General features: G+C 50.3%; 17 protein-coding genes and 1 riboswitch. Of the genes, 4 read left to right on the forward strand and 13 right to left on the reverse strand.

Annotation, left to right across the window (positions count from 1 at the left end):
* Nucleotides 1-337: 337 nt before the first annotated feature.
* Nucleotides 338-805, forward strand: a complete 468-nt coding sequence (locus Q0482_RS04150) for a PaaI family thioesterase (protein WP_299143739.1) — start codon at nt 338-340, stop codon at nt 803-805.
* Nucleotides 806-1136: 331 nt separating this feature from the next.
* On the opposite strand, the gene Q0482_RS04155 is transcribed toward Q0482_RS04150, so the two are convergent.
* From Q0482_RS04155 to Q0482_RS04215, 13 genes are all read right to left on the reverse strand, one after another.
* Entirely contained in the window at nt 1137-2420 is a 1284-nt protein-coding gene (locus Q0482_RS04155; RefSeq protein WP_299143780.1) for an O-acetylhomoserine aminocarboxypropyltransferase/cysteine synthase family protein, read from the reverse strand.
* A gap of 546 nt (nt 2421-2966) precedes the next feature.
* Nucleotides 2967-3590, reverse strand: coding sequence for a phosphoribosylanthranilate isomerase (locus Q0482_RS04160; RefSeq protein ID WP_299143742.1), 624 nt, complete (start codon nt 3588-3590; stop codon nt 2967-2969).
* Between the two features lie 12 nt (nt 3591-3602).
* Nucleotides 3603-4436, reverse strand: a complete 834-nt coding sequence (locus Q0482_RS04165) for a hypothetical protein (RefSeq protein WP_299143745.1) — start codon at nt 4434-4436, stop codon at nt 3603-3605.
* Nucleotides 4437-4549: 113 nt separating this feature from the next.
* Complete coding sequence (gene murB, locus Q0482_RS04170) at nt 4550-5458, reverse strand: UDP-N-acetylmuramate dehydrogenase (RefSeq protein WP_299143747.1); 909 nt, start codon at nt 5456-5458, stop codon at nt 4550-4552.
* 704 nt (nt 5459-6162) lie between these two features.
* Complete coding sequence (rbsB, locus tag Q0482_RS04175; RefSeq protein WP_299143750.1) at nt 6163-7080, reverse strand: ribose ABC transporter substrate-binding protein RbsB; 918 nt, start codon at nt 7078-7080, stop codon at nt 6163-6165.
* 13 nt (nt 7081-7093) lie between these two features.
* On the reverse strand, nt 7094-8032 hold the full coding sequence (gene rbsC / locus Q0482_RS04180) for a ribose ABC transporter permease (protein ID WP_299143751.1): 939 nt from the start codon (nt 8030-8032) through the stop codon (nt 7094-7096).
* Nucleotides 8033-8035: 3 nt separating this feature from the next.
* Entirely contained in the window at nt 8036-9517 is a 1482-nt protein-coding gene (locus Q0482_RS04185; protein WP_299143754.1) for a sugar ABC transporter ATP-binding protein, read from the reverse strand.
* Between the two features lie 18 nt (nt 9518-9535).
* Nucleotides 9536-9940 (reverse strand): D-ribose pyranase, encoded by a 405-nt coding sequence (gene rbsD / locus Q0482_RS04190; protein ID WP_291056525.1) that lies wholly within the window; start codon nt 9938-9940, stop codon nt 9536-9538.
* Nucleotides 9928-10818, reverse strand: a complete 891-nt coding sequence (gene rbsK / locus Q0482_RS04195) for a ribokinase (protein ID WP_299143757.1) — start codon at nt 10816-10818, stop codon at nt 9928-9930. Before rbsK ends, rbsD begins: the two co-directional genes overlap by 13 nt.
* 256 nt (nt 10819-11074) lie before the next feature.
* The gene (gene fumC, locus Q0482_RS04200; RefSeq protein ID WP_299143759.1) at nt 11075-12460 is read right to left on the reverse strand and encodes a class II fumarate hydratase; all 1386 of its coding nucleotides are present in this window, start codon (nt 12458-12460) and stop codon (nt 11075-11077) included.
* Nucleotides 12461-12833: 373 nt separating this feature from the next.
* Entirely contained in the window at nt 12834-13562 is a 729-nt protein-coding gene (gene budA, locus Q0482_RS04205) for an acetolactate decarboxylase (protein WP_299143762.1), read from the reverse strand.
* 57 nt (nt 13563-13619) lie between these two features.
* Complete coding sequence (locus Q0482_RS04210) at nt 13620-14987, reverse strand: phosphomannomutase (protein ID WP_299143765.1); 1368 nt, start codon at nt 14985-14987, stop codon at nt 13620-13622.
* Between the two features lie 5 nt (nt 14988-14992).
* Entirely contained in the window at nt 14993-15298 is a 306-nt protein-coding gene (locus Q0482_RS04215; RefSeq protein ID WP_299143768.1) for a YerC/YecD family TrpR-related protein, read from the reverse strand.
* Nucleotides 15299-15604: 306 nt separating this feature from the next.
* A riboswitch (SAM riboswitch) is annotated at nt 15605-15702 on the forward strand.
* Between the two features lie 54 nt (nt 15703-15756).
* Between Q0482_RS04215 and Q0482_RS04220 the strand changes: the two genes are divergently transcribed.
* The 3 genes from Q0482_RS04220 to Q0482_RS04230 all read left to right on the forward strand — a co-directional run bounded on the left by Q0482_RS04220 (nt 15757) and on the right by Q0482_RS04230 (nt 18367).
* Nucleotides 15757-16797 carry a methionine ABC transporter ATP-binding protein gene (locus Q0482_RS04220; protein WP_299143771.1) on the forward strand — a complete coding sequence of 347 codons (1041 nt, stop codon included), beginning with the start codon at nt 15757-15759 and terminating at the stop codon, nt 16795-16797.
* Nucleotides 16778-17431, forward strand: coding sequence for a methionine ABC transporter permease (locus Q0482_RS04225; RefSeq protein ID WP_299143774.1), 654 nt, complete (start codon nt 16778-16780; stop codon nt 17429-17431). The genes Q0482_RS04220 and Q0482_RS04225 overlap by 20 nt, the downstream gene beginning before the upstream one ends.
* 93 nt (nt 17432-17524) lie before the next feature.
* Nucleotides 17525-18367: a MetQ/NlpA family ABC transporter substrate-binding protein gene (locus Q0482_RS04230; RefSeq protein ID WP_299143777.1), complete on the forward strand. Its 843-nt coding sequence runs from the start codon at nt 17525-17527 to the stop codon at nt 18365-18367.
* Nucleotides 18368-18797 lie beyond the last annotated feature (430 nt).

Here is an 18797-nt window from a genome sequence, read left to right on the forward strand (position 1 = left end):
TCTTACCGGCAGGAAACTATTCGCCAAAAGTTTCCTGTCCGGCTTGACGCTGCGGCATTTCTTACCGGCAGGAAACTATTTGCGAAAAGTTTCCTATTCGGCTTAACGCTACGGTGCTTCTTACCGACAGGAAACTATTTGCGAAAAGTTTCCTATTCGGCTTAACGCTATGGCATTTCTTACCGACAGGAAACTATTCGCGTATAGTTTCCTATTCGGCTTGACACTATGGTGTTTCTTACCGGCAGGAAACTTATTGCCTCCCTGTCTTGCAATCTTCCTCCATCACCGTTATCATGATGAATGATATATGAATTTCAAAAAAGGTGGGAATACTATGGATACCAATATGAAACAGCTGAGAGATCCGGAGGAAATCAGACAGCATATCCGGGATATTTATAAAGAAAACCGGTTCATGTCCGATTATTTCCATATTCACATTGATGAAATCCACTGCGGCAGCGTAACCGTAAGCCTGAAGACGGATCCCATGAAGCACAACAATCATCGGGGCCGTCTCCACGGCGGCGTGCTGGCCGCCCTGGCCGATTCCGTTACCGGCGTCACCAGCGCTTCCGTAGGCGCTTCTGTAGTCACCGTGGCCATGACCATGAATTTCATCCGCACCGCCAAACCCGGCGAGACCATCCGCGTCACCAGCCATATCACCCACAACGGCCACTCCACCATTGTCATCGCCGCTGACATGTATGATGAGGAAAATCATCTCATGTCCAACATTCTGGCTACCATGATGGTGGTAGACCGGTTCACGGAAATTCCCAGGCGCTGGAATGGATGAATGAAGGGCCGCTCTGTGGCCCGGGTTTAGAGGGTTCGGAGGGGAAGGTTGACGGCCCTCCGGGCCGAGGGTTCTTAAGGTTCTTAAGTTTGACGGCGGCTTCGCCGCCGAGGGTTGTGGTGGCGGCTTTGCCGCATTTTATAGCCTCCTTCCATAGGAAAGCAGAAGCCCTGAAAGGGCCTGATGAAGAAGTATTCCTGCATAATTTCCCTGTTTCAGGGCTTCGCCGGGCTCCGGCAACCCCAATAAAAGACTCTCCCCAAAACCGGGGAGAGTTTTTCTATTGGTGCCGCCCCTTTCCGGGTGCCGCCCTTTATGATATTTCTAACAATCAGATCTTGGCCAGTGCCTGTTCTGCATCTTCCAGAAGGTCATCAATATTTTCAATGCCTACGGAGATACGGACGGTGCCGGGGGTAATGCCGGCTGCTCTCTGGGCTTCTTCGTCCAGCTGCTGATGGGTGGTGGATGCAGGATGAACGACCAGGGACTTGGAGTCACCTACATTGGCCAGGTCGGAGAAGATTTCCAGGTTGTCGATGAAGTCTCTGGCTGCCTTGAATCCGTCCTTCAGTTCGATGGAGAAGATGGAGCCTGCGCCTTTAGGCAGGTATTTCTGCTGGAGCTTGTGGTATGGAGAAGATTCCAGGCCCGGATAGTTGACCTTTGCCACTTTCGGATGTTTTTCCAGGAATTCCGCCAGTTTCTGGGCGTTGGACACGTGACGTTCTACGCGGAGAGACAGGGTTTCCAGCCCCTGAATGAAGAACCAGGAAGAAATCGGAGAAATGGCTGCGCCGGTATCGCGGAGGACTTTGGCGCGAATGCGGGTAACAAAGCCGGCTCCCGGTACGTCGGTGGCAAAGTTGATGCCGTGGTAGGATGCGTCGGGATTGGCAAAATGAGGATATCTTTCAGGCTGGTTCCAGTCGAACTGTCCGTTTTCAATGATGGCGCCGCCCAGGGTTGTGCCGTGGCCGCCGATGAATTTGGTGGTGGAGTGGATGACTACATCCAGGCCGTGTTCCAGCGGACGGAAGAGGTAAGGGGTGGCAAAGGTATTGTCGATGAGCACCGGCAGATGATGGGCATGGGCGATGTCGCGGATGGCGTCAAAGTCAGGAATATTGATGGCCGGGTTGCCCAGGGTTTCAATATACACGGCCTTAGTTTTTTCTGTAATGGCTGCTTCGATTTCTTCCGGATGGTCAGGATTTACGAATCTGGTATGAATACCCAGCTGGGGAAGGGTATCTGTAAAAAGCTCATAGGTGCCGCCATAGAGGGTGGAGGCGGAAACGATTTCATCACCGGCTCCTGCAATGTTCAGGATGGAATAGGTAACAGCCGCTGCGCCGCTGGCTACTGCCAGACCTGCGGTGCCCCCTTCCAGAGCAGCCAGTCTTTTTTCCAGTACGTCCTGGGTAGGATTGGTCAGGCGGCCGTAAATGAAGCCGGGCTTCCTGAGGGCGAAGAGGTCTTCCCCTTCCTGGGCATCATGGAATACATAGGAAGTGGTCTGGTAAATGGGAACGGCTCTGGCTCCTGTGGTGGGATCCGGTACCTGACCTGCGTGCTGCTGAAGTGTTTCAAAACGATATTTCTTGTCTGCCATAATAGTTTCCTCCATTTTATCTATTTCATTAGAATTCATTGTTTCTATCCTGCACTGCACATTCGACATCGTAACCCTGCCATATCTTATTCCTCCTCTTCCTATAGGAATCTTTTCAGGAAATTTTCCTGTCCGGACTCTGCCGTGAAGGTACGTTCCTGTACCTCTGCGCTGTATCGGGCGTCTCCCGGATATGTACACAGTCTCTCTGAAAGGACGATGAAATAAAAAAACTCCCGTCCTTTACCAGGACGAGAGACTCGTGTTTCCACCTAATATTTCCACCTGTGTCGCCACAGGCAGCTCGTGAGGTACTTGGTCATACCGCATACCCTGGCTCTATATCGGGAGCTCCCGGGAAGACCTACTGCTGTTTCGGCCCGCCAAACTCAGAAATGCAATTCAAAGCCCTATCCATATCCGCTTCCACTCTCCGGACTCGCTTGGCTGTTTTGAGGCTTCTACTCTTTTCTTCCTCGTTTGAAGTTGAATCAACTTTACCACGGAAAGATTATTTTGTCAAGAAAGAAATTGGCCCCATTCCCCTTACAGGCTTTCCAGCAGATCCTCCTTCTCCACTGCATGGATGAAGGCAGCCACTTTGGCAGGATCCTTCCCTTTCCTGTCAGCATATTCCACGCCGGAGGAAACGTCCACCATGTAGGGATGGACAGTGCGGATGGCCTGTCCCACATTAAAGGGAGTAAGCCCGCCGGCAAGTATAAATTTTCTTCCATCCCGGGGAATTTGGGCCAGACACTGCCAGTCAAAGGTTTTGCCGCTTCCCGGAGTGGCCGCATCGAAAAGATAGGCCTTGATTCGTTCATGCTCTTCAAAGACAGGTATCTTTTCCAGAATATTCACCGCCCGGATAATCGGAAGTCCTCCGTGAATGACAAAATCCCTTTCCATAGTGCCGTGAACCTGGAGGAAATCAAAGCCCGCCTTCTCCGCCAAATCCGCCTCTTCCACCGTAGGAGAAACGGTGACGGCCACCTTTTTAATGCCCTTTGGCAGGGCCTTTATGATTTCGACAGCTCTTTCAATGGTTATATTTCTTTTGCTTTTCGGGCAGAAGAGCACCATGCCTGCCGCATCTACATGGGAGGGATCCAGCAGAGCTGCTTCTTCGGGAGAAGTGAGTCCGCAGATTTTGATTTTTGTCCTCATACCGCTCCCTCCTTACCAGGCTACACCGGTGGTTATGTTAATCTTGATGGTCTCCAGAGACATGCCGGTGGTATATTCGATTTCTCTCTGCACCCGGTCCCGCATGGTATGAATCACATTCTTGATTTCCTGGGGCGTACCGGTGCGTACATTCACATCCAGGTAAAGGATAAGGCCGTTCACCTGGCTTTCACTTTTCTTGCTTTTCACATGACGGATCTTAATTTTTTTCAATCCGCTCACCGCATAGTTCACCAGGTCTTCGATGACCCTGTCGGAAAAGGTCAGTTTACCGTAGTAGCTGAATACCGGCCGCACCACAGACCTTTCATTCCACTCGCTGAACCGTTTCGATTCCTTCTTCCGGCTCCGAAGGAAACGGAGGGGATCCACCATGTACCCTTTGAAATAGGGCTTCAGTTCCATGGTAGGTACGGGAATCACGTGCTTGCCTTCCTTATGCCTGGCTTCGCTGGCCTTCAGCATATCCTCCGGCTTGGCCACGTCCTCAATGCGGATATACCGGGCCGGCATGGGAAGTGCCAGCGCTTTGGCAATGGTAACCACCATGCGGTCGGAGGTGCCCAGAATGAGCACCCGGCGGGGATTGATCTTCTGAAGCGCCGCTTTCACTTCATCCCGCTGCTCCTTATCCCAGAAAATAGCCCGCCGCACTGCCTTCAGGCGGCTCTCCTCCCGTTTGGCTGACTTTCCTGCCACGATACGGCTGTGATAAATAAGAATGCCGTCATCAATAATACAGGACGCTTTATTCTCATAGGCTATCACAAGAGCCCGGTCACTTTTTCCCGTGCCTGGCGGCCCGTAAAATCCAATCACTTCCATGGCTTGTCTCCTTTCCGGAATACAGAGCAGAACACAGCTTCCCTTTTCCCCATTATACCATGGGAAAATAGGAAAAAGGCAGGTCGCCCCGCCTTTGATATATGCCCATAAAATTACTCTTCCCCTACAATCTGCACTTCTGTATGGAGATCCACGCCGTATTCCGTCTTTACCTTCTTCTGCACTTCGCGGATGAGGGAAAGCATATCTTCACAGCTGGCATGGCCGTTGTTAATGAGGAAACCTGCATGCTTCTCGCTCACTTCCGCATCGCCTACAGCAAAGCCTTTAAGTCCCAGCTCCTCAATCATCTGCCCTACGAAATGACCGTCCGGCCGTTTAAAGGTGCTTCCGGCGCTTCGCTTCTCCAAAGGCTGCTTCGTCCTGCGGCGGTTGTTCAGATCATCCATCAAAGCCTTGATATCCTTCTTATTTCCCGGTTTCAGGGACAGGGTAATATCCACAATCACTTCCCCGTTCTCCATGAAAAGGCTGTGCCTGTAGGAATAGCGGATATCCCGGCTGTTATAGGTAATGAGGTCCCCCTTCCGGTCACAGGTGGTGGCGGAAATAATAATTTTCGACATCTCCCCGCCATAGGCGCCGGCATTCATATAGGCAGCGCCGCCGATAGTACCGGGAATGCCGCTGGCAAACTCCATACCCGAAAGACCGCTCTCATAAGCAGCCCTGGCCGCCTGGGCTGTAGAAACGCCGCTGGATACCTTTAGAAGATTTCCGTTCTGTTCGATTTTCTGAAGCCTTCCGGTGAAAATCACCACGCCACGGATGCCCTTGTCCCGCACCAGAAGATTGGCCCCGCCGCCCAGCACAAATACAGGCATGCCATACTTATGGGCCAGCCTGGTCACAATGCAGAGCTCCTCTGCCGTTTTAGGAATCAGAAAACAGTCCGCCGGGCCGCCGATGCCAAAGGTGGTATGACGGCTCATGGGTTCATTGATTTTAATCTGGTTTTCACCGAGAACGGTGGTAAAAATTTGTGTATATGTATTGTCCATAAATCTCTCTTTTCTATTCATTTAGTCACTCATATTATTATAAATTTGACCACCATGGCAGTCAATGGAAATTATGAAATACTTTGGGTTTTGCGCTCTTCGCTCTTCGGGTGCAAAGGGTTCAGAGGGGAAGGATTGCCCTGCGGGCAATAATTATAAAGCCAGCGTTACGGGCTTTCTCTTAGTGTCACCAGTGCTGCATGACGAAAAGCATTAGCCTTCTTCCTCTGGAAGAAGGTGGCGCCGTCAGGCGACGGAGGATAGCGGCCTTTTGAAGGCCCTGAAAGGGCCTAAGATGGCTCATAGTGGCTTGGAGATATCTTCAAGACCTATCCTCAGAGCTCCGCCCAGCTCCATTCCGGTCGGGCAAACAAAAGGAAGGCCCTTTTATGGGCAGGCTAAGGGCCAACTTTGCCCGACTTGGCAATCCTATGCAGGATTGCCACCTGAGGAAGGAGCCTAACGTTGCGGGATTTCCCTTAGTGTCATCAGTGCTGCATGACGAAGTGCCATAGCCCCCTTCCTCTGGAAGGAGACTGCATTACGTGTTTCCCTTCCCGCCTCCCACTCGCCATTCTGAGCCCCAGGCGAAGAATCTCGGTAAGAATCGCATATGAAAAGAATATCCGTAAATACAATCCATAAAAAAAATCCGCAGACAAAGGTCTGCGGATTTTTCCAGGTTGTCATATGTTATGCGGTTATTATTTCTTTTCTACCAGTTTCAGATCAACGGCAATGTTCTTGTCTACGTTTTCACCCTTAGCCAGTTTGAGTGCGGTTTCTACGCCGATTTCACCCATCTTATCAGGCTGCTGGGCAATGGTAGCTGCCATGGAGCCATCGTTGACAGCTTTGATGCCGTCGTCGGTTCCATCGAAGCCGATGATGAAGATCTGTTTATTGGCAGCTTTGGCAGCACTTACAGCGCCGAGAGCCATTTCATCGTTCTGTGCGAAGATAGCCTTTACATCCGGGTTAGCCTGGAGGATGTTTTCAGCAACGGTGAGGCCTTTAGAACGGTCGAAGTCTGCGCTCTGTTTAGCCAGTACTTTCAGTTTGTTATCAGCAATATTGTGGAAGCCCTGTCCTCTTTCACGGGTAGCGGATGCGCCGGGAATGCCTTCCAGTTCAGCCACCGGTGTGCCTTCACCCAGTTTGGAGATAATGTATTCAGCTGCCATTTCGCCACCCTTGACATTGTTGGAAGCGATATGAGCTGCTACTTCACCTTTATCAGCGGAACGATCGATGGTGATGACAGGAATCTTTGCCTTATTGGCTGCCAGTACGGAGTTGGACACAGCTGCGGAATCTACCGGGTTCACGATGAGGACAGAGATATTGCCCTGAAGCAGGTCGGCAATATCATTGGACTGCTTAGCCGGATCATTCTGTGCATCAACGATTTTTACGTTTACACCTGCTTTATCAGCAGCAGCCTTTACACTGTTCGCCATGGTGACGAAGAAGGGGTTATTCTGAGTGGAAACGGAGAAGCCGATGGTAACTTTCTTGGAACCGGATGCTGCACCATTCGCTTTCTTGTCAGAAGAGCCGCAGCCTGCTGCGGAAATGAGAGCTGCACCGATGAGAGCAGCCAATGCGATTTTCTTTAACAACTTGTTTTCCTCCTTAGTTTTTCTTGCGGTCCATAAGCACTGCGAGTAAAATGACAACGCCTTTGACAACCTGCTGATAGAAGCTGGAAACATTTAATATATTAAGACCGTTATTCAGGGTACCGATGATCAATGCACCGATGAGGGTACCGTAAATACGGCCCTTGCCGCCGGCAAGAGATGTGCCGCCAAGAACGACTGCCGCAATAGCGTCCAGTTCATAGCCCATACCGGCTGTAGGCTGGGCACTGTTCAGGCGGGCGGTGAGGATAGCTCCGGCCAGAGCACAGAGGCATCCCGTTAAAGCATAGGCAAAAATCTTGATTCTGTCAATCTTGATACCGGAAATGTAGGATACTTTTTCATTTCCCCCCACTGCATAGGTCTGGCGTCCCAGAGGAGTCTTGCTCAGGATGAAGAAGAGGATAAAGAAAGCGATGAGCATGATAATGGCAGGTACCGGGACATCAAGTAAGAAGCCCTGACCGAAGCCGGTAAAAATCGGGTCGTCGGAAAGGCCGGAAATCGGGTTGCCGTTGGTAAATACCAGGGTAGCGCCGCGGTAAATGGTCATGGTGGCCAGGGTAGCGATGAAAGGAGCTACCTTGCCGTAAGAAATGATGACACCGTTCACGGTGCCCAGAAGGATACCGATAACAGCAGACAGCACGATGGCCAGTTCCGGATTGGTGCCTTTTGTAATCATGCTGGCCATGAGGGCACTGGAAAGGGCAAGGATACTGCCTACGGACAAGTCAATGCCGCCGGTGAGGATGACGAAGGTCATGCCGAAGGCAATGAGTGCATTAATGGAAATCTGGCGGGCCAGGTTTTTCAGGTTGGATGGATCAATGAAGCTGTCATTCAATACGGAAATGACAATAAAGAGAAGGATAAGACCGATAAGAGGCCCCATTTCCCTGATGATATTTTTTACTTTTGCGGAACTCATGCTTTACTCTCCTCCGGTTGCAAGTGTCATAATGCGTGTCTGGGTGGCATCTTTATGTTCAACAATGCCTGCGGCCCTGCCTTCATGAATAACAAGGATCCGGTCGCTCATGCCGATAACTTCCGGCAGTTCAGAAGAAACCATGATGATGGATACGCCCTTGGCGGTAAGTTCATTCATCAGGTCATAAATGTCTTTCTTGGCACCGATATCAATGCCGCGGGTCGGTTCGTCCAGAATCAGAAGTTTTGGATGCATGCCTACCCACTTGGCGATAACCACCTTCTGCTGGTTGCCGCCGGAAAGAGCACTGGCAGGAAGGTCGATACTCTGGGCCTTAACCCCCAGACGTTTGGAAAGTTCACTGGAAAAACCATATTCTTCCTTATCGTTGATCACATGGTTCTTTGCCAGCCTTTCCTCACTGGGAAGGGCAATGTTTCTTTCAATGGAGAAATCAAGGATGAGCCCTTCGGTCTTCCTGTTTTCCGTAATGAATCCAAATCCCTGACGGATGGCATCTCTGGGGTTTTTGATGTGGATTTCTTTTCCTTCGAAATAAAGCTTTCCCGATTCATGAGGATCCACGCCAAAGATGGCCCGCATGATTTCCGTGCGTCCTGCGCCCATAAGACCGGCAACCCCCAGGATTTCCCCTTTCCTCAGATTGAAGGAAATATCATGGAATACACCGGGCTGGGTAAAGCCTTCCACCCGGAAGATTTCATCCCCCGGCACATTGGTGCGGGCGGGATAATATTCACTCATCACACGGCCTACCATGTCCCCTACGATCTGGTCCATATTTGTTTCTTCCGTAGGGCGGGAACTGATGGTCTGGCCATCCCGCATGACGGTAATGGTATCGCAGTTGGCAAATACTTCTTCCATGCGGTGGGAAATATAGATAATGGAAACGCCCCTGCTTTTCAGCTTTCTCATCACTTCAAAGAGGCGGTCAGTTTCCCTTTCTGTCAGCGCTGCGGTAGGTTCATCCATGATGACGGTCTTCGCATCCAGCATAAGGCTTCTGGTAATTTCCGTCATCTGCTGCTGGCCCACGGAACATTCCCCGGCGATTTCATCAAGAGGCAGCTCAATGCCGATCTCTTTGCATTTGTCTTCCGCCATTTTATGCATCTTTTTGAAATCGATGGTACCGAACCGTGTTTTCGGCTGGTTCATAAGGAAAAGATTTTCCAGTACCGACAGATTCGGCCAGATGTTCAGTTCCTGGTGGATGAAGGCAATGCCGTGTTCCTCGGCATCCTTATTGTTCCGGAAGGTCACTTCCTTCCCGTCCACCATGATGGTGCCTGCATCGGCCCTGTGAATGCCGGTGAGGATGTTCATTAATGTGGATTTGCCTGCCCCGTTTTCCCCCATGAGCGCATGCACCTCGCCGGGGCGGACATGAAGGTTGACACCGCCAAGTACCTTGTTGGTGCCAAAGGATTTGCAAATCCCTATCATATTAATATCCATGTACTTCCCATACCTCTCTTAGAAGATGACTCCGGACTGGAGAATCACATTGGAAAAGGGCGTAATTTCACCGGTTCTGATCACCGCTTTGCAGTCCTTTTCCCAGGCCTTCAGTTCTTCGTGGCTTTCCAGCATCACCCATTCCACTTCGCTTTCAGGAAATACTTCCTGCAGTGCCTTCCACTGGGCGGGATTCTGAATCTTCGTTTCCGGAGCCAGATAGATTTTTTCAATCTGCATGTACTTGGCCATTTCCTTAATGACTTCAATGAATGGCGGTTCTCCAAGACGGAGGGCCAGATCGATTTTGGCTACTCCCGATGGAACAGGAAGGCCGCAGTCTCCTACACAGATCTTATCTGTGTGGCCCAGGTCAGCCAGAACTTTTGCAATGCTGCTGTTAAGGATTCCTACTTTTTGCATGAGAGCATTTCCTCCACTTCATTCCGCCAGGGCATTCCTCCCTGGGCACCAATTTTTCCAACTGAAAGGGCAGCGGCCGCATTGGCAAACCGGATGGCTTCCCTGATGGAAAGGCCTTCAACCCTGCCGGCAGCAAAGGCACCGTTAAATGTATCCCCTGCGCCGGTGGTGTCTACTACAGGCACCTGGAAACCGGGAACATGAACCACTTCATTTCCTTCCCCGTACACAACGCCGTCCCTGCCAACGGTCATAATCACCTTACCTGCATGGTTCTTCAGGATTTCATCCCTGTCCATGCCATGGAACATGAGAGCCGCCTCATGTTCATTCGGCGTGATGTAGGTCACTTTTTCAATCCATTCCTCCGGAATGTCCATATAGGGAGCAGGGTTCAGCATCACCGGCACATGAGCTTCAAAGCAGCGGTCGATAATATAGCCGATGGTGTCCATAGGGATTTCATGCTGCAGCATCACCAGATCTGAAGAAGCGATGATATCAAAGGCATGATCCACCACCTGACGGCTTACCCGGTCATTGGCCCCTTTCAGCACAATAATACTGTTATCCCCTTCCGCCAGGATAATATGAGCCGTTCCCGTATTCACTCCTGGAAGGACGGATACATAGTCCGTCTTTACGCCGCTCTTTTTCAGGGCCTCCAGCATGAGGCTGCCATAGGCATCATCACCTACACAGCCTACCATATATACTTCTTCTCCCAGGCGGGCAGCCGCCACGGCCTGGTTAGCCCCCTTGCCCCCCGGAGAGACAATGAGCCGCTTTCCCATCACCGTCTCGCCGGCCAGCGGCCTTCTGTCCGCCTCCACGGTGAGATCCATATTACAGCTTCCGATGACCGCGATATGTCCCATAAAACCTCCCAATGTTTATACATAATAAGCGTACGCTTTTTATAGTCAACTTAGTTATTTTACCACAAAGAAAGCAGATATTAAAGATGAAAAAAGAATTCTTCATAAGACCTGTTATGGTGGAAATATCTCTTTATATCTTCCGGAAATGCCATCCCGCCGCTACTTTTCATTATACATGAAATCGAATCAAGCGTTAAGAATATAAAAAGCAGAATCCCGAAGGACTCTGCTTTCAATGCATGATACCTGTGTTTTACCGGTCTACATTGGTCATATCTTTAGGAACCACCCACTTGTCATATTCCTCTGCCGTTACATAGCCCAGCGCCAGAGCCGCTTCCCGAAGGGAGCTGTTATCTGCGAAAGCCTTCTTTGCAATCTGTGCAGATTTTTCATAGCCGATATGGGGTGACAGGGCTGTTACCAGCATGAGCGATTTTTCCACCAGCTCTTCCATCCGTTCCTCATTCACTTTGATGCCCTGGGCACAGTGAATGTCGAAGGAATGGATTGCCGCTCCCAGAAGTTTCACCGATTCAATGAAGCTGTCTGCCATAACCGGTGCGTATACGTTCAGTTCAAACCGTCCCTGGGAGGAAGCCATGGACATGACGGCCTGGTTGCCATGTACCCGGCAGGCCACCATGGTGAGGGCTTCACACTGGGTGGGGTTTACCTTGCCCGGCATAATGGAGGAACCCGGTTCGTTGGCTGGAATGGTAAGTTCACCAAGACCGGCTCTGGGGCCGCCGGCCAGAAGGCGGATATCATCCGCAAATTTCATGCAGTCTCCTCCGAGGGCATCCAGTGCACCATGGGTAAATACCATATCGTCCCTGCCGGTCAAGGCGTAGAACTTGTTGGCAGCGGAAGTGAAAGGAATGCCCGTTTCTTCAGAAATGGCCTTCGACACCTTTTCGCCGAAATCCTTGGGACTGTTAAGGCCTGTACCCACAGCGGTTCCGCCGATAGCCAGCTCATGGAGATATTTTTCACCATCCTCAATCATGGACTTTGATTTTTTCAGCATTTCCACCCAGCCCGATACTTCCTGGCCGAAGGTAAGGGGGACTGCATCCTGCACATGGGTGCGGCCGATTTTAACGATGTGCATGTATTCCCTGCTCTTTGCTTCAAAGGTAGCAATGAGGCCGTCCAACGATCCGTAGAGATACTGATGGAGTGAATATACCGCTGCCACATGGAGAGCGGTGGGGAAAGTATCATTGGAAGACTGGGCCATATTCACATCGTCATTGGGATGAACCCGGAGACTGCTTCCTGCCTTTTCCAGCTTGGCGTTAGCAATATGGGCCACCACTTCGTTCATATTCATGTTGCTCTGGGTGCCGGAGCCGGTCTGGTACACCACCAGTGGGAATTCTCCGTCCCACTTGCCCGCCAGGATTTCGTCACAGGCGCTCCTGATGGCCTCTCCCTTTTCAGGAGCCAGGGCCCCTCTTTCTTCATTCACCTTAGCAGCGCATTTCTTCAGGATAGCAAAGGCGCGGATAATTTCCTTCGGCATCACGTGGCCGATTTTGAAATTTTCAAAAGAACGCTGGGTCTGCGCACCCCACATGTGGTCAGCCGGAACACGGACTTCACCTAAAGAATCATGTTCGATACGATATTCCATAATTTTCTCCTTTGCGAAAAACAAACCTGCAGGGAACAGCATTCCCCCATCAGGAAATTTCCTCATGATTCATTGTAACATCTTCAAGCCCCTCCAGTAATTACCAACTTTTCATAGGTAAAGAGGGAATCATTGCATGGAAGTCATAAAAGGGGCCGCTGCGCGGCCCGGGTTCAGAAGGTCTGAGGATTCAGCGCCCTTTGGGCGCTGAGGGGACGCAGCTGCGCTGCAGGTTGTGTAAAAAGGTTGTGTAGAAGGGTTGTGCCCGCCTCCGCTCAGGATGGCCGGTGGGAGGCGTGGCACCTTCATTCCAACTCCAGCCAGCGGACTGCGGACAGCCGACAGCCAATAGCGGACAGCGGAATCTATTTCCTCACCCTTCCACTTTTTTCACTGCTTCGTCCAGATTTTCCGTAAAATCAATTTTCCCGAAGCTGGAGGAGCGGGGAAGTTTCAGTTTGAAGTCCGAAAGGAGGCAGAATTCTGCTTTTCCTTCTGCAAGAGAAAGGTCAAATACGTGGCCGCCTTCCTTCCTGTCGTCGGAAAGGTAGTGGAAGTGGTAGCCTGGCATGTTGAGGCCTCCCATGAAGGAGGGGCAGTAAAGGCCGATGAGGGTGCCCTCCGTATGGGCAAAGTGAAATTCCACCTGGTCCTTTTTCATCACTTCATCCAGTCTTTGATAGGGCTTCTTCTGTGCCTTCTCGCTTCTGGCATATACTTTGTCAAAAGTTCCATGAATGCGTATACCGTAAAAATAATTAGGGCCCCAGCGCTTTATAAAATCATCCGCCCTTTCCCGCAGTTCATCTAAAGAGGAAATATCTTTCAATGAAAGGATTCTGTCGGTTTCAAAGAAGAATACATCTGCAAAGGGCACTTTCCAGTCATCCGCCGCTTCCTTGACTTCTCCCCTGCCGTTTACCTGATACACCTTTCCATGGCACATAACCAGCTCGCCGTCCAGAGAATCAAAGGTGCCGATACCGAAATCCCCCTGCCCTTTCAGTTCCTTCACTTCCAGAAAGCCTTCATAATGACCCAGTACAAGAGACTGCAGGAGAGCAGTCTGGAAAAGGGCCCTGCTGTTTATTGAAGAATTCATTTTTCTGTCTCCTTTCCAAAGGGAATTGCCGGGAAAAATCCCGGCAATTCCCTATCATTATTCCAGTGAATGAATGAAATCCATAATTTCTTTTTTCTTTTCTTCCAGAAGTTTTCTGTCCCCCCTGGTTTCCATATTGAACCGAATCAGGGGCTCCGTGTTGGAGGGACGGAGATTGAAACGCCAGTCGTCATACTCTATGCCCACGCCGTCAATCAGGTCCACCCGGCGAGCATTCTTACCGTACTTTTCCTTTACTTTTTCCAGGATGAAATCACTGTTTTTCACGGTGAGATTGATTTCACCGCTGCAAGGGAATTCCTTTTCCATTTCCTCTACCAGTTCTCCCAGATGTTTCCCTTTTTCACTCATAATCTGGGCCACAATAAGCCAGGGAATCATGCCGGAATCGCAGTAGGAAAATTCACGGAAGAAATGGTGGGCAGAGTTTTCCGCGCCGTAAATACCCTTCACCCGGCGCATGGTTTCCTTCATAAAGGCATGGCCGCCTTTGGATTCCACCGGTTTTCCACCAAGTGCATGGCAGATTTTTTCCGTGCACCAGAATACCCGGGGATCATGGACAATGGTTTCCCCCCTGTGATGCTTCAGGAAATATTCCGCAAGGAGTCCCACCATGTAGTAGCCTTCCACGAAATGGCCTTTTTCATCAATAAAGAAGCAGCGGTCGAAATCTCCGTCCCAGGCAATGCCAAGGTCCGCCTTTTCTGCCAGCACCTTTTCCACCAGCGGCTTCCTGCATTCCTCCAGCATGGGATTAGGCACGCCATGGGGGAAGGAGCCGTCGGGATCCATGTACATTTCCGTGAAATGGAAGGGAAGGTGCTTCTTCAACTCAGAAAAGGCAATATTGGCGCAGCCATTTCCTGCATTCACCACGATATGGAAAGGTTTCATGGCCTTTACATCCACAAAGCTTAAAAGGGACGCTATGTAGTCGGAAAGGATTTCCTTATGAAATAGATTTCCCTTCTTTTCGCTTTCCGGGAAATCGCCGGAAAAGGCCAGTGCTTCGATATCCTTGAGGCCCGTGTCCGCACTGACCGGAATCCCCTCTTCCCTTACGATTTTGATACCGTTATAATCGGAAGGATTATGGCTGGCAGTTATCATGAAGCCGCCATCCAGTCCGTAATGGAAAGTTCCGAAATACATCATTTCCGTACCGCAGAGGCCGATATCGTATACATCAGCGCCGGCATCCATAAGACCCTTTGCTGCGGCCTCGCTGATTTTTCGGGAACTGGGCCGCACATCGAAGCCGATGCACATGGCTTTGGGATGATACAGCGCCCCATAGGCCCTGCCCACCCGATAGGCCAGCTCCTCATTCACCTCACCGGGCACAATCCCCCGGATATCATAAGCTTTGAATCCCTCATGGGACATATGTAAAGGTTCCATCCCTTTTATTTTTCTCCTTTCTCCTTCAGCCGGTTTAATACGGTAAGATACCCATCGGCGCCGTACTTCAGACACCGCTTTACCCTGGATATGGTGGCCGTGCTGGCGCCGGTCTTCTTTTCAATCTGGTCGTACTTCTCCCCGTTTTCCAGCATGCGGGCCACCTCCAGCCGCTGGGACATATCCCTAAGTTCATTGATGGTACAGAGATCTTCAAAAAATTCATAACACTCATCCCTGGTCTTCAGAGAAAGAACAGCGTCAAACAATGTATCTGTCAGAGGATTGACTAGTCTCCGGTTTACACTCATAGATATCCCTCTTTTCCTGCATGGTAACTAAGCCATAGCTTTTTTACTTTAGTATATTATAGCATTACAGGCTGACAGGTGCAAAGGGTCCAAAGAGTGCAGAAGTTTGACGGTGCTTCGCCCCGAAGGTTCTTAAGCCCTGCCGGGCGGCTCATTCCATTTTTATAAATTCCATCGCCGGTCACCAGCCCTAACCCAGCCATGAGTTTTATGAATGCTATGTACTCTATTTATAATTTCTATTGACAATATTTCTTAATGAGAGTACTATAGTTTCAACCCGCATATTCGGGCCAACTGCATATCGATTCATCATGAGTGGCGGAGGGACTGGCCCTTTGAAGCCACGGCAACCATTCCAAGGAAACGGTGCCAATTCCAGCGGTTATACCGAAAGATGATGTCAAGAACCTGCTTTCATCTTTCGATGAAAGTTTTTTTATTATAAGGAGTTCTCCATGATTGAACTGAAACATATAACTAAATTATATGACAACAATTTCAAAGCACTGGACGATATCAACCTCACCATAAAGGACGGTGAGATTTACGGTATCGTCGGACAGTCCGGCGCAGGAAAATCCACATTGATTCGCTGCATCAACATGCTGGAACCGCCGACTTCCGGTGAAGTGATTATCGACGGAAAGGACATGACCAAGCTTTCCAAAGCCCAGCTTCGTGAAGAAAGAAAAAAAATCGGCATGATTTTCCAGCATTTCAACCTTCTCTCCAACAGGACGGTGGCAGGCAATGTGGCATTCCCGCTGGAACTGTCCAATGTGCCGAAGGCGGAGCAGAAGAAGCGGATTGATGAAATCCTGAACCTGGTAGGACTTACAGAATACAGAGATAAATACCCCTCCCAGCTTTCCGGCGGCCAGAAGCAGCGCGTAGGCATTGCAAGAGCCATTGTTTCCAATCCCTCCGTTCTCCTCTCCGACGAAGCCACCAGTGCTCTTGACCCGGAAACCGTAAAATCCATTCTTCAGCTTCTGAAGGACATTAACAAGAAAATGGGCATCACCATTATCATGATTACCCACCAGATGGAAGTCATCAAGGAAATCGCTGAACAGGTAGCCGTCATTGAAAAAGGAAAGATTATCGAACAGGGCTCGGTGGTAGACCTCTTCACCAACCCCCAGACGGAAACGCTGAAGAAATTCGTAGGTTCCGTCATGTCCTCCGACGTTCCGGAACAGCTGTCCCATATGAATATTTCCAAAGATAAGAAATCGGACGCTGACCAGACCGTTATCAGCCTGAAATTCCGGGGCGATGTGGCCAATGAACCTATCATTGCCAACCTCATCCGGAAGTACAATCTGGACGTAAGTATCCTCTACGGTTCCATCGACTACATTCAGAACGTTTCCTTCGGCCGCCTTATCATCATGATCAACGGCCACGAAGATGACATGAAAAAAGCTCTCGGCCATCTTCAGTCTTTACCAATCACAAGCGAGGTAATCGGATATGTCCCCAGTGATAACTAATCTTCTTCTGAAAAGTCTGGCTGAAACGCTGTACATGCTGTCCATTTCAGCCATCATTGCCGCTTTAATCGGCATCCCCTTAGGCATTCTTCTGGTTGTTACAGAAAAGCACGGCATCCTTGCCTGCCCGGTGCTGAACAAGCCTCTGGCCTTCATCATCAACCTGATCCGTTCCATACCGTTCATTATCCTCATGGTAGCCATCATCCCCTTCACAAGACTGGTGGCGGGCACCTCCATCGGCACCACCGCAGCCATCGTTCCTCTGACCATTGCTGCCATCCCCTACACCGCCCGCATGGTGGAAACATCCATCCGTGAAATACCCTTTGGCCTCATCGAGGCGGCTGAATCCATGGGCGCCTCCCCTCTCCAGATCATCTGGAAAGTCCTCATTCCCGAGGCTCTCCCCTCCATTATTGAAAGTTTAACCGTAGTCATTGTATCCCTGATTGGTGCATCCGCCATGGCAGGCACCATCGGCGGCGGCGGCCTCGGCGACCTGGCCATCCGCTACGGCTACCAGCGCTTCCAGGCAGACGTGATGATTGCCACCATCATCGTCCTTGTCATTATCGTACAGCTCATCCAGTTCATCGGCAGCAGCATGGCCAAGAAAGCGGACAAGCGGTAACTCTGTATATAACGGGAAATATCCCTTATATAAATCATCAAGGTTTCATCTGTACATGAAATCCAATTTTAAAAGAGAAAGGAAGTTTTATCTATGTTCAAGAAATTAGCGATTGCCGGTCTTTGCGCACTCTCCGCAGCAGCATTCATCACCGGCTGCGGTTCCAGCCAGAAGCCCGCATCCTCTGCCGCTGCCTCTGCTCCTGCAGAAAAGAAAGAAATCACCGTCGGCGCTACTGCCGGTCCCCATGCGGAAGTAGTAGAAGCTGCTGCCAAAGAAGCTGAAAAGAACGGCCTCAAAGTCAATGTAAAGGAATTCTCTGACTACATTACCCCTGACCAGGCACTGGCAGACGGGGATCTGGATATCGTTGTATACCAGCATAAACCCTTCATGGAAAACTTCAACAAACAACACGGCACCCACCTCACCGATATCGGCCGGGCCATCCTCATGCGCATGGGTATCTACTCCAATAAGATTAAGGACGTGAAAGACCTTCCCGAAGGTGCTACCGTTTCCATTCCTAACGATCCCACCAACGAAGGCCGCGGCCTCCAGCTCCTTGAAAAGGCAGGCGTTATCAAGCTGAAAGAGGGCGTAGGCATGAAAGCCACCCCTGCTGACGTAGTAGAAAACCCGAAGAATATCCAGTTCAAGGAAATCGAAGCTGCCCAGCTTCCAAGAAGCCTTGACGATGTAGATGCTTCCGTCATCACCATGAACTATGTCATGAGCGCAGGCCTCTCCCCTGACAAACAGGGTATCTTCCTGGAAGACAAGGACACCCCGCTGGCAGTCATGATCATCGCTGTCCGTGAAAAGGACAAGGATCAGCCGGCCTACAAGAAATTCGTACAGGCCTACCAGTCTGACGCAGTGAAGAAATTCATCGCCGAAAAATACAAAGGCACCATCGTTCCTGCATGGGACTAATGAAATGCCTGTCACAAAAAGCTCGGGAGACTTTTCCCGAGCTTTTTTCGTGCCCTTTGGACAGCAATGGAGTGCAGCCTATGCCCTGCTCAGGCCTGACACTGCTGCTGCTCATGCCGGCAGGAAACTTTTCGACAAAAGTTTCCCATCCGGCTTGACGCTACAGTGTTTCTTACCGACAGGAAACTATTCGCATACAGTTTCCTGTCCGGCTTGACGCTACGGCATTTCTTACCGACAGGAAACTATTCGCCTATAGTTTCCTATCCCGCTTGGCACTGCTGCTACCCATACCGACAGGAAACTATTCGCATACAGTTTCCTTTCCGGCTTGACGCTATGACATTTCTTACCGAAAGGAAACTGTTTGCCAAAAGTTTCCTATTCGGTTTGACGCTACGGTGTTTCTTACCAACAGGAAACTATTCGC

It is taken from the genome of uncultured Dialister sp., from assembly GCF_937959425.1.
Classification (GTDB): Bacteria; Bacillota; Negativicutes; order Veillonellales; family Dialisteraceae; genus Dialister.

Excerpts from the sequence above, each read along its gene's own strand:
- Q0482_RS04150 (WP_299143739.1), top strand. The coding sequence starts at position 338 with ATGGATACCAATATGAAACAGCTGAGAGATCCGGAGGAAATCAGACAG.
- Q0482_RS04155 (WP_299143780.1), bottom strand. The coding sequence starts at position 2,420 with ATGGCAGACAAGAAATATCGTTTTGAAACACTTCAGCAGCACGCAGGT.
- Q0482_RS04160 (WP_299143742.1), bottom strand. The coding sequence starts at position 3,590 with ATGAGGACAAAAATCAAAATCTGCGGACTCACTTCTCCCGAAGAAGCA.
- Q0482_RS04165 (WP_299143745.1), bottom strand. The coding sequence starts at position 4,436 with ATGGAAGTGATTGGATTTTACGGGCCGCCAGGCACGGGAAAAAGTGAC.
- murB (WP_299143747.1), bottom strand. The coding sequence starts at position 5,458 with ATGGACAATACATATACACAAATTTTTACCACCGTTCTCGGTGAAAAC.
- rbsC (WP_299143751.1), bottom strand. The coding sequence starts at position 8,032 with ATGAGTTCCGCAAAAGTAAAAAATATCATCAGGGAAATGGGGCCTCTT.
- Q0482_RS04185 (WP_299143754.1), bottom strand. The coding sequence starts at position 9,517 with ATGGATATTAATATGATAGGGATTTGCAAATCCTTTGGCACCAACAAG.
- rbsD (WP_291056525.1), bottom strand. The coding sequence starts at position 9,940 with ATGCAAAAAGTAGGAATCCTTAACAGCAGCATTGCAAAAGTTCTGGCT.
- rbsK (WP_299143757.1), bottom strand. The coding sequence starts at position 10,818 with ATGGGACATATCGCGGTCATCGGAAGCTGTAATATGGATCTCACCGTG.
- fumC (WP_299143759.1), bottom strand. The coding sequence starts at position 12,460 with ATGGAATATCGTATCGAACATGATTCTTTAGGTGAAGTCCGTGTTCCG.
- budA (WP_299143762.1), bottom strand. The coding sequence starts at position 13,562 with ATGAATTCTTCAATAAACAGCAGGGCCCTTTTCCAGACTGCTCTCCTG.
- Q0482_RS04210 (WP_299143765.1), bottom strand. The coding sequence starts at position 14,987 with ATGGAACCTTTACATATGTCCCATGAGGGATTCAAAGCTTATGATATC.
- Q0482_RS04215 (WP_299143768.1), bottom strand. The coding sequence starts at position 15,298 with ATGAGTGTAAACCGGAGACTAGTCAATCCTCTGACAGATACATTGTTT.
- Q0482_RS04220 (WP_299143771.1), top strand. The coding sequence starts at position 15,757 with ATGATTGAACTGAAACATATAACTAAATTATATGACAACAATTTCAAA.
- Q0482_RS04225 (WP_299143774.1), top strand. The coding sequence starts at position 16,778 with ATGTCCCCAGTGATAACTAATCTTCTTCTGAAAAGTCTGGCTGAAACG.
- Q0482_RS04230 (WP_299143777.1), top strand. The coding sequence starts at position 17,525 with ATGTTCAAGAAATTAGCGATTGCCGGTCTTTGCGCACTCTCCGCAGCA.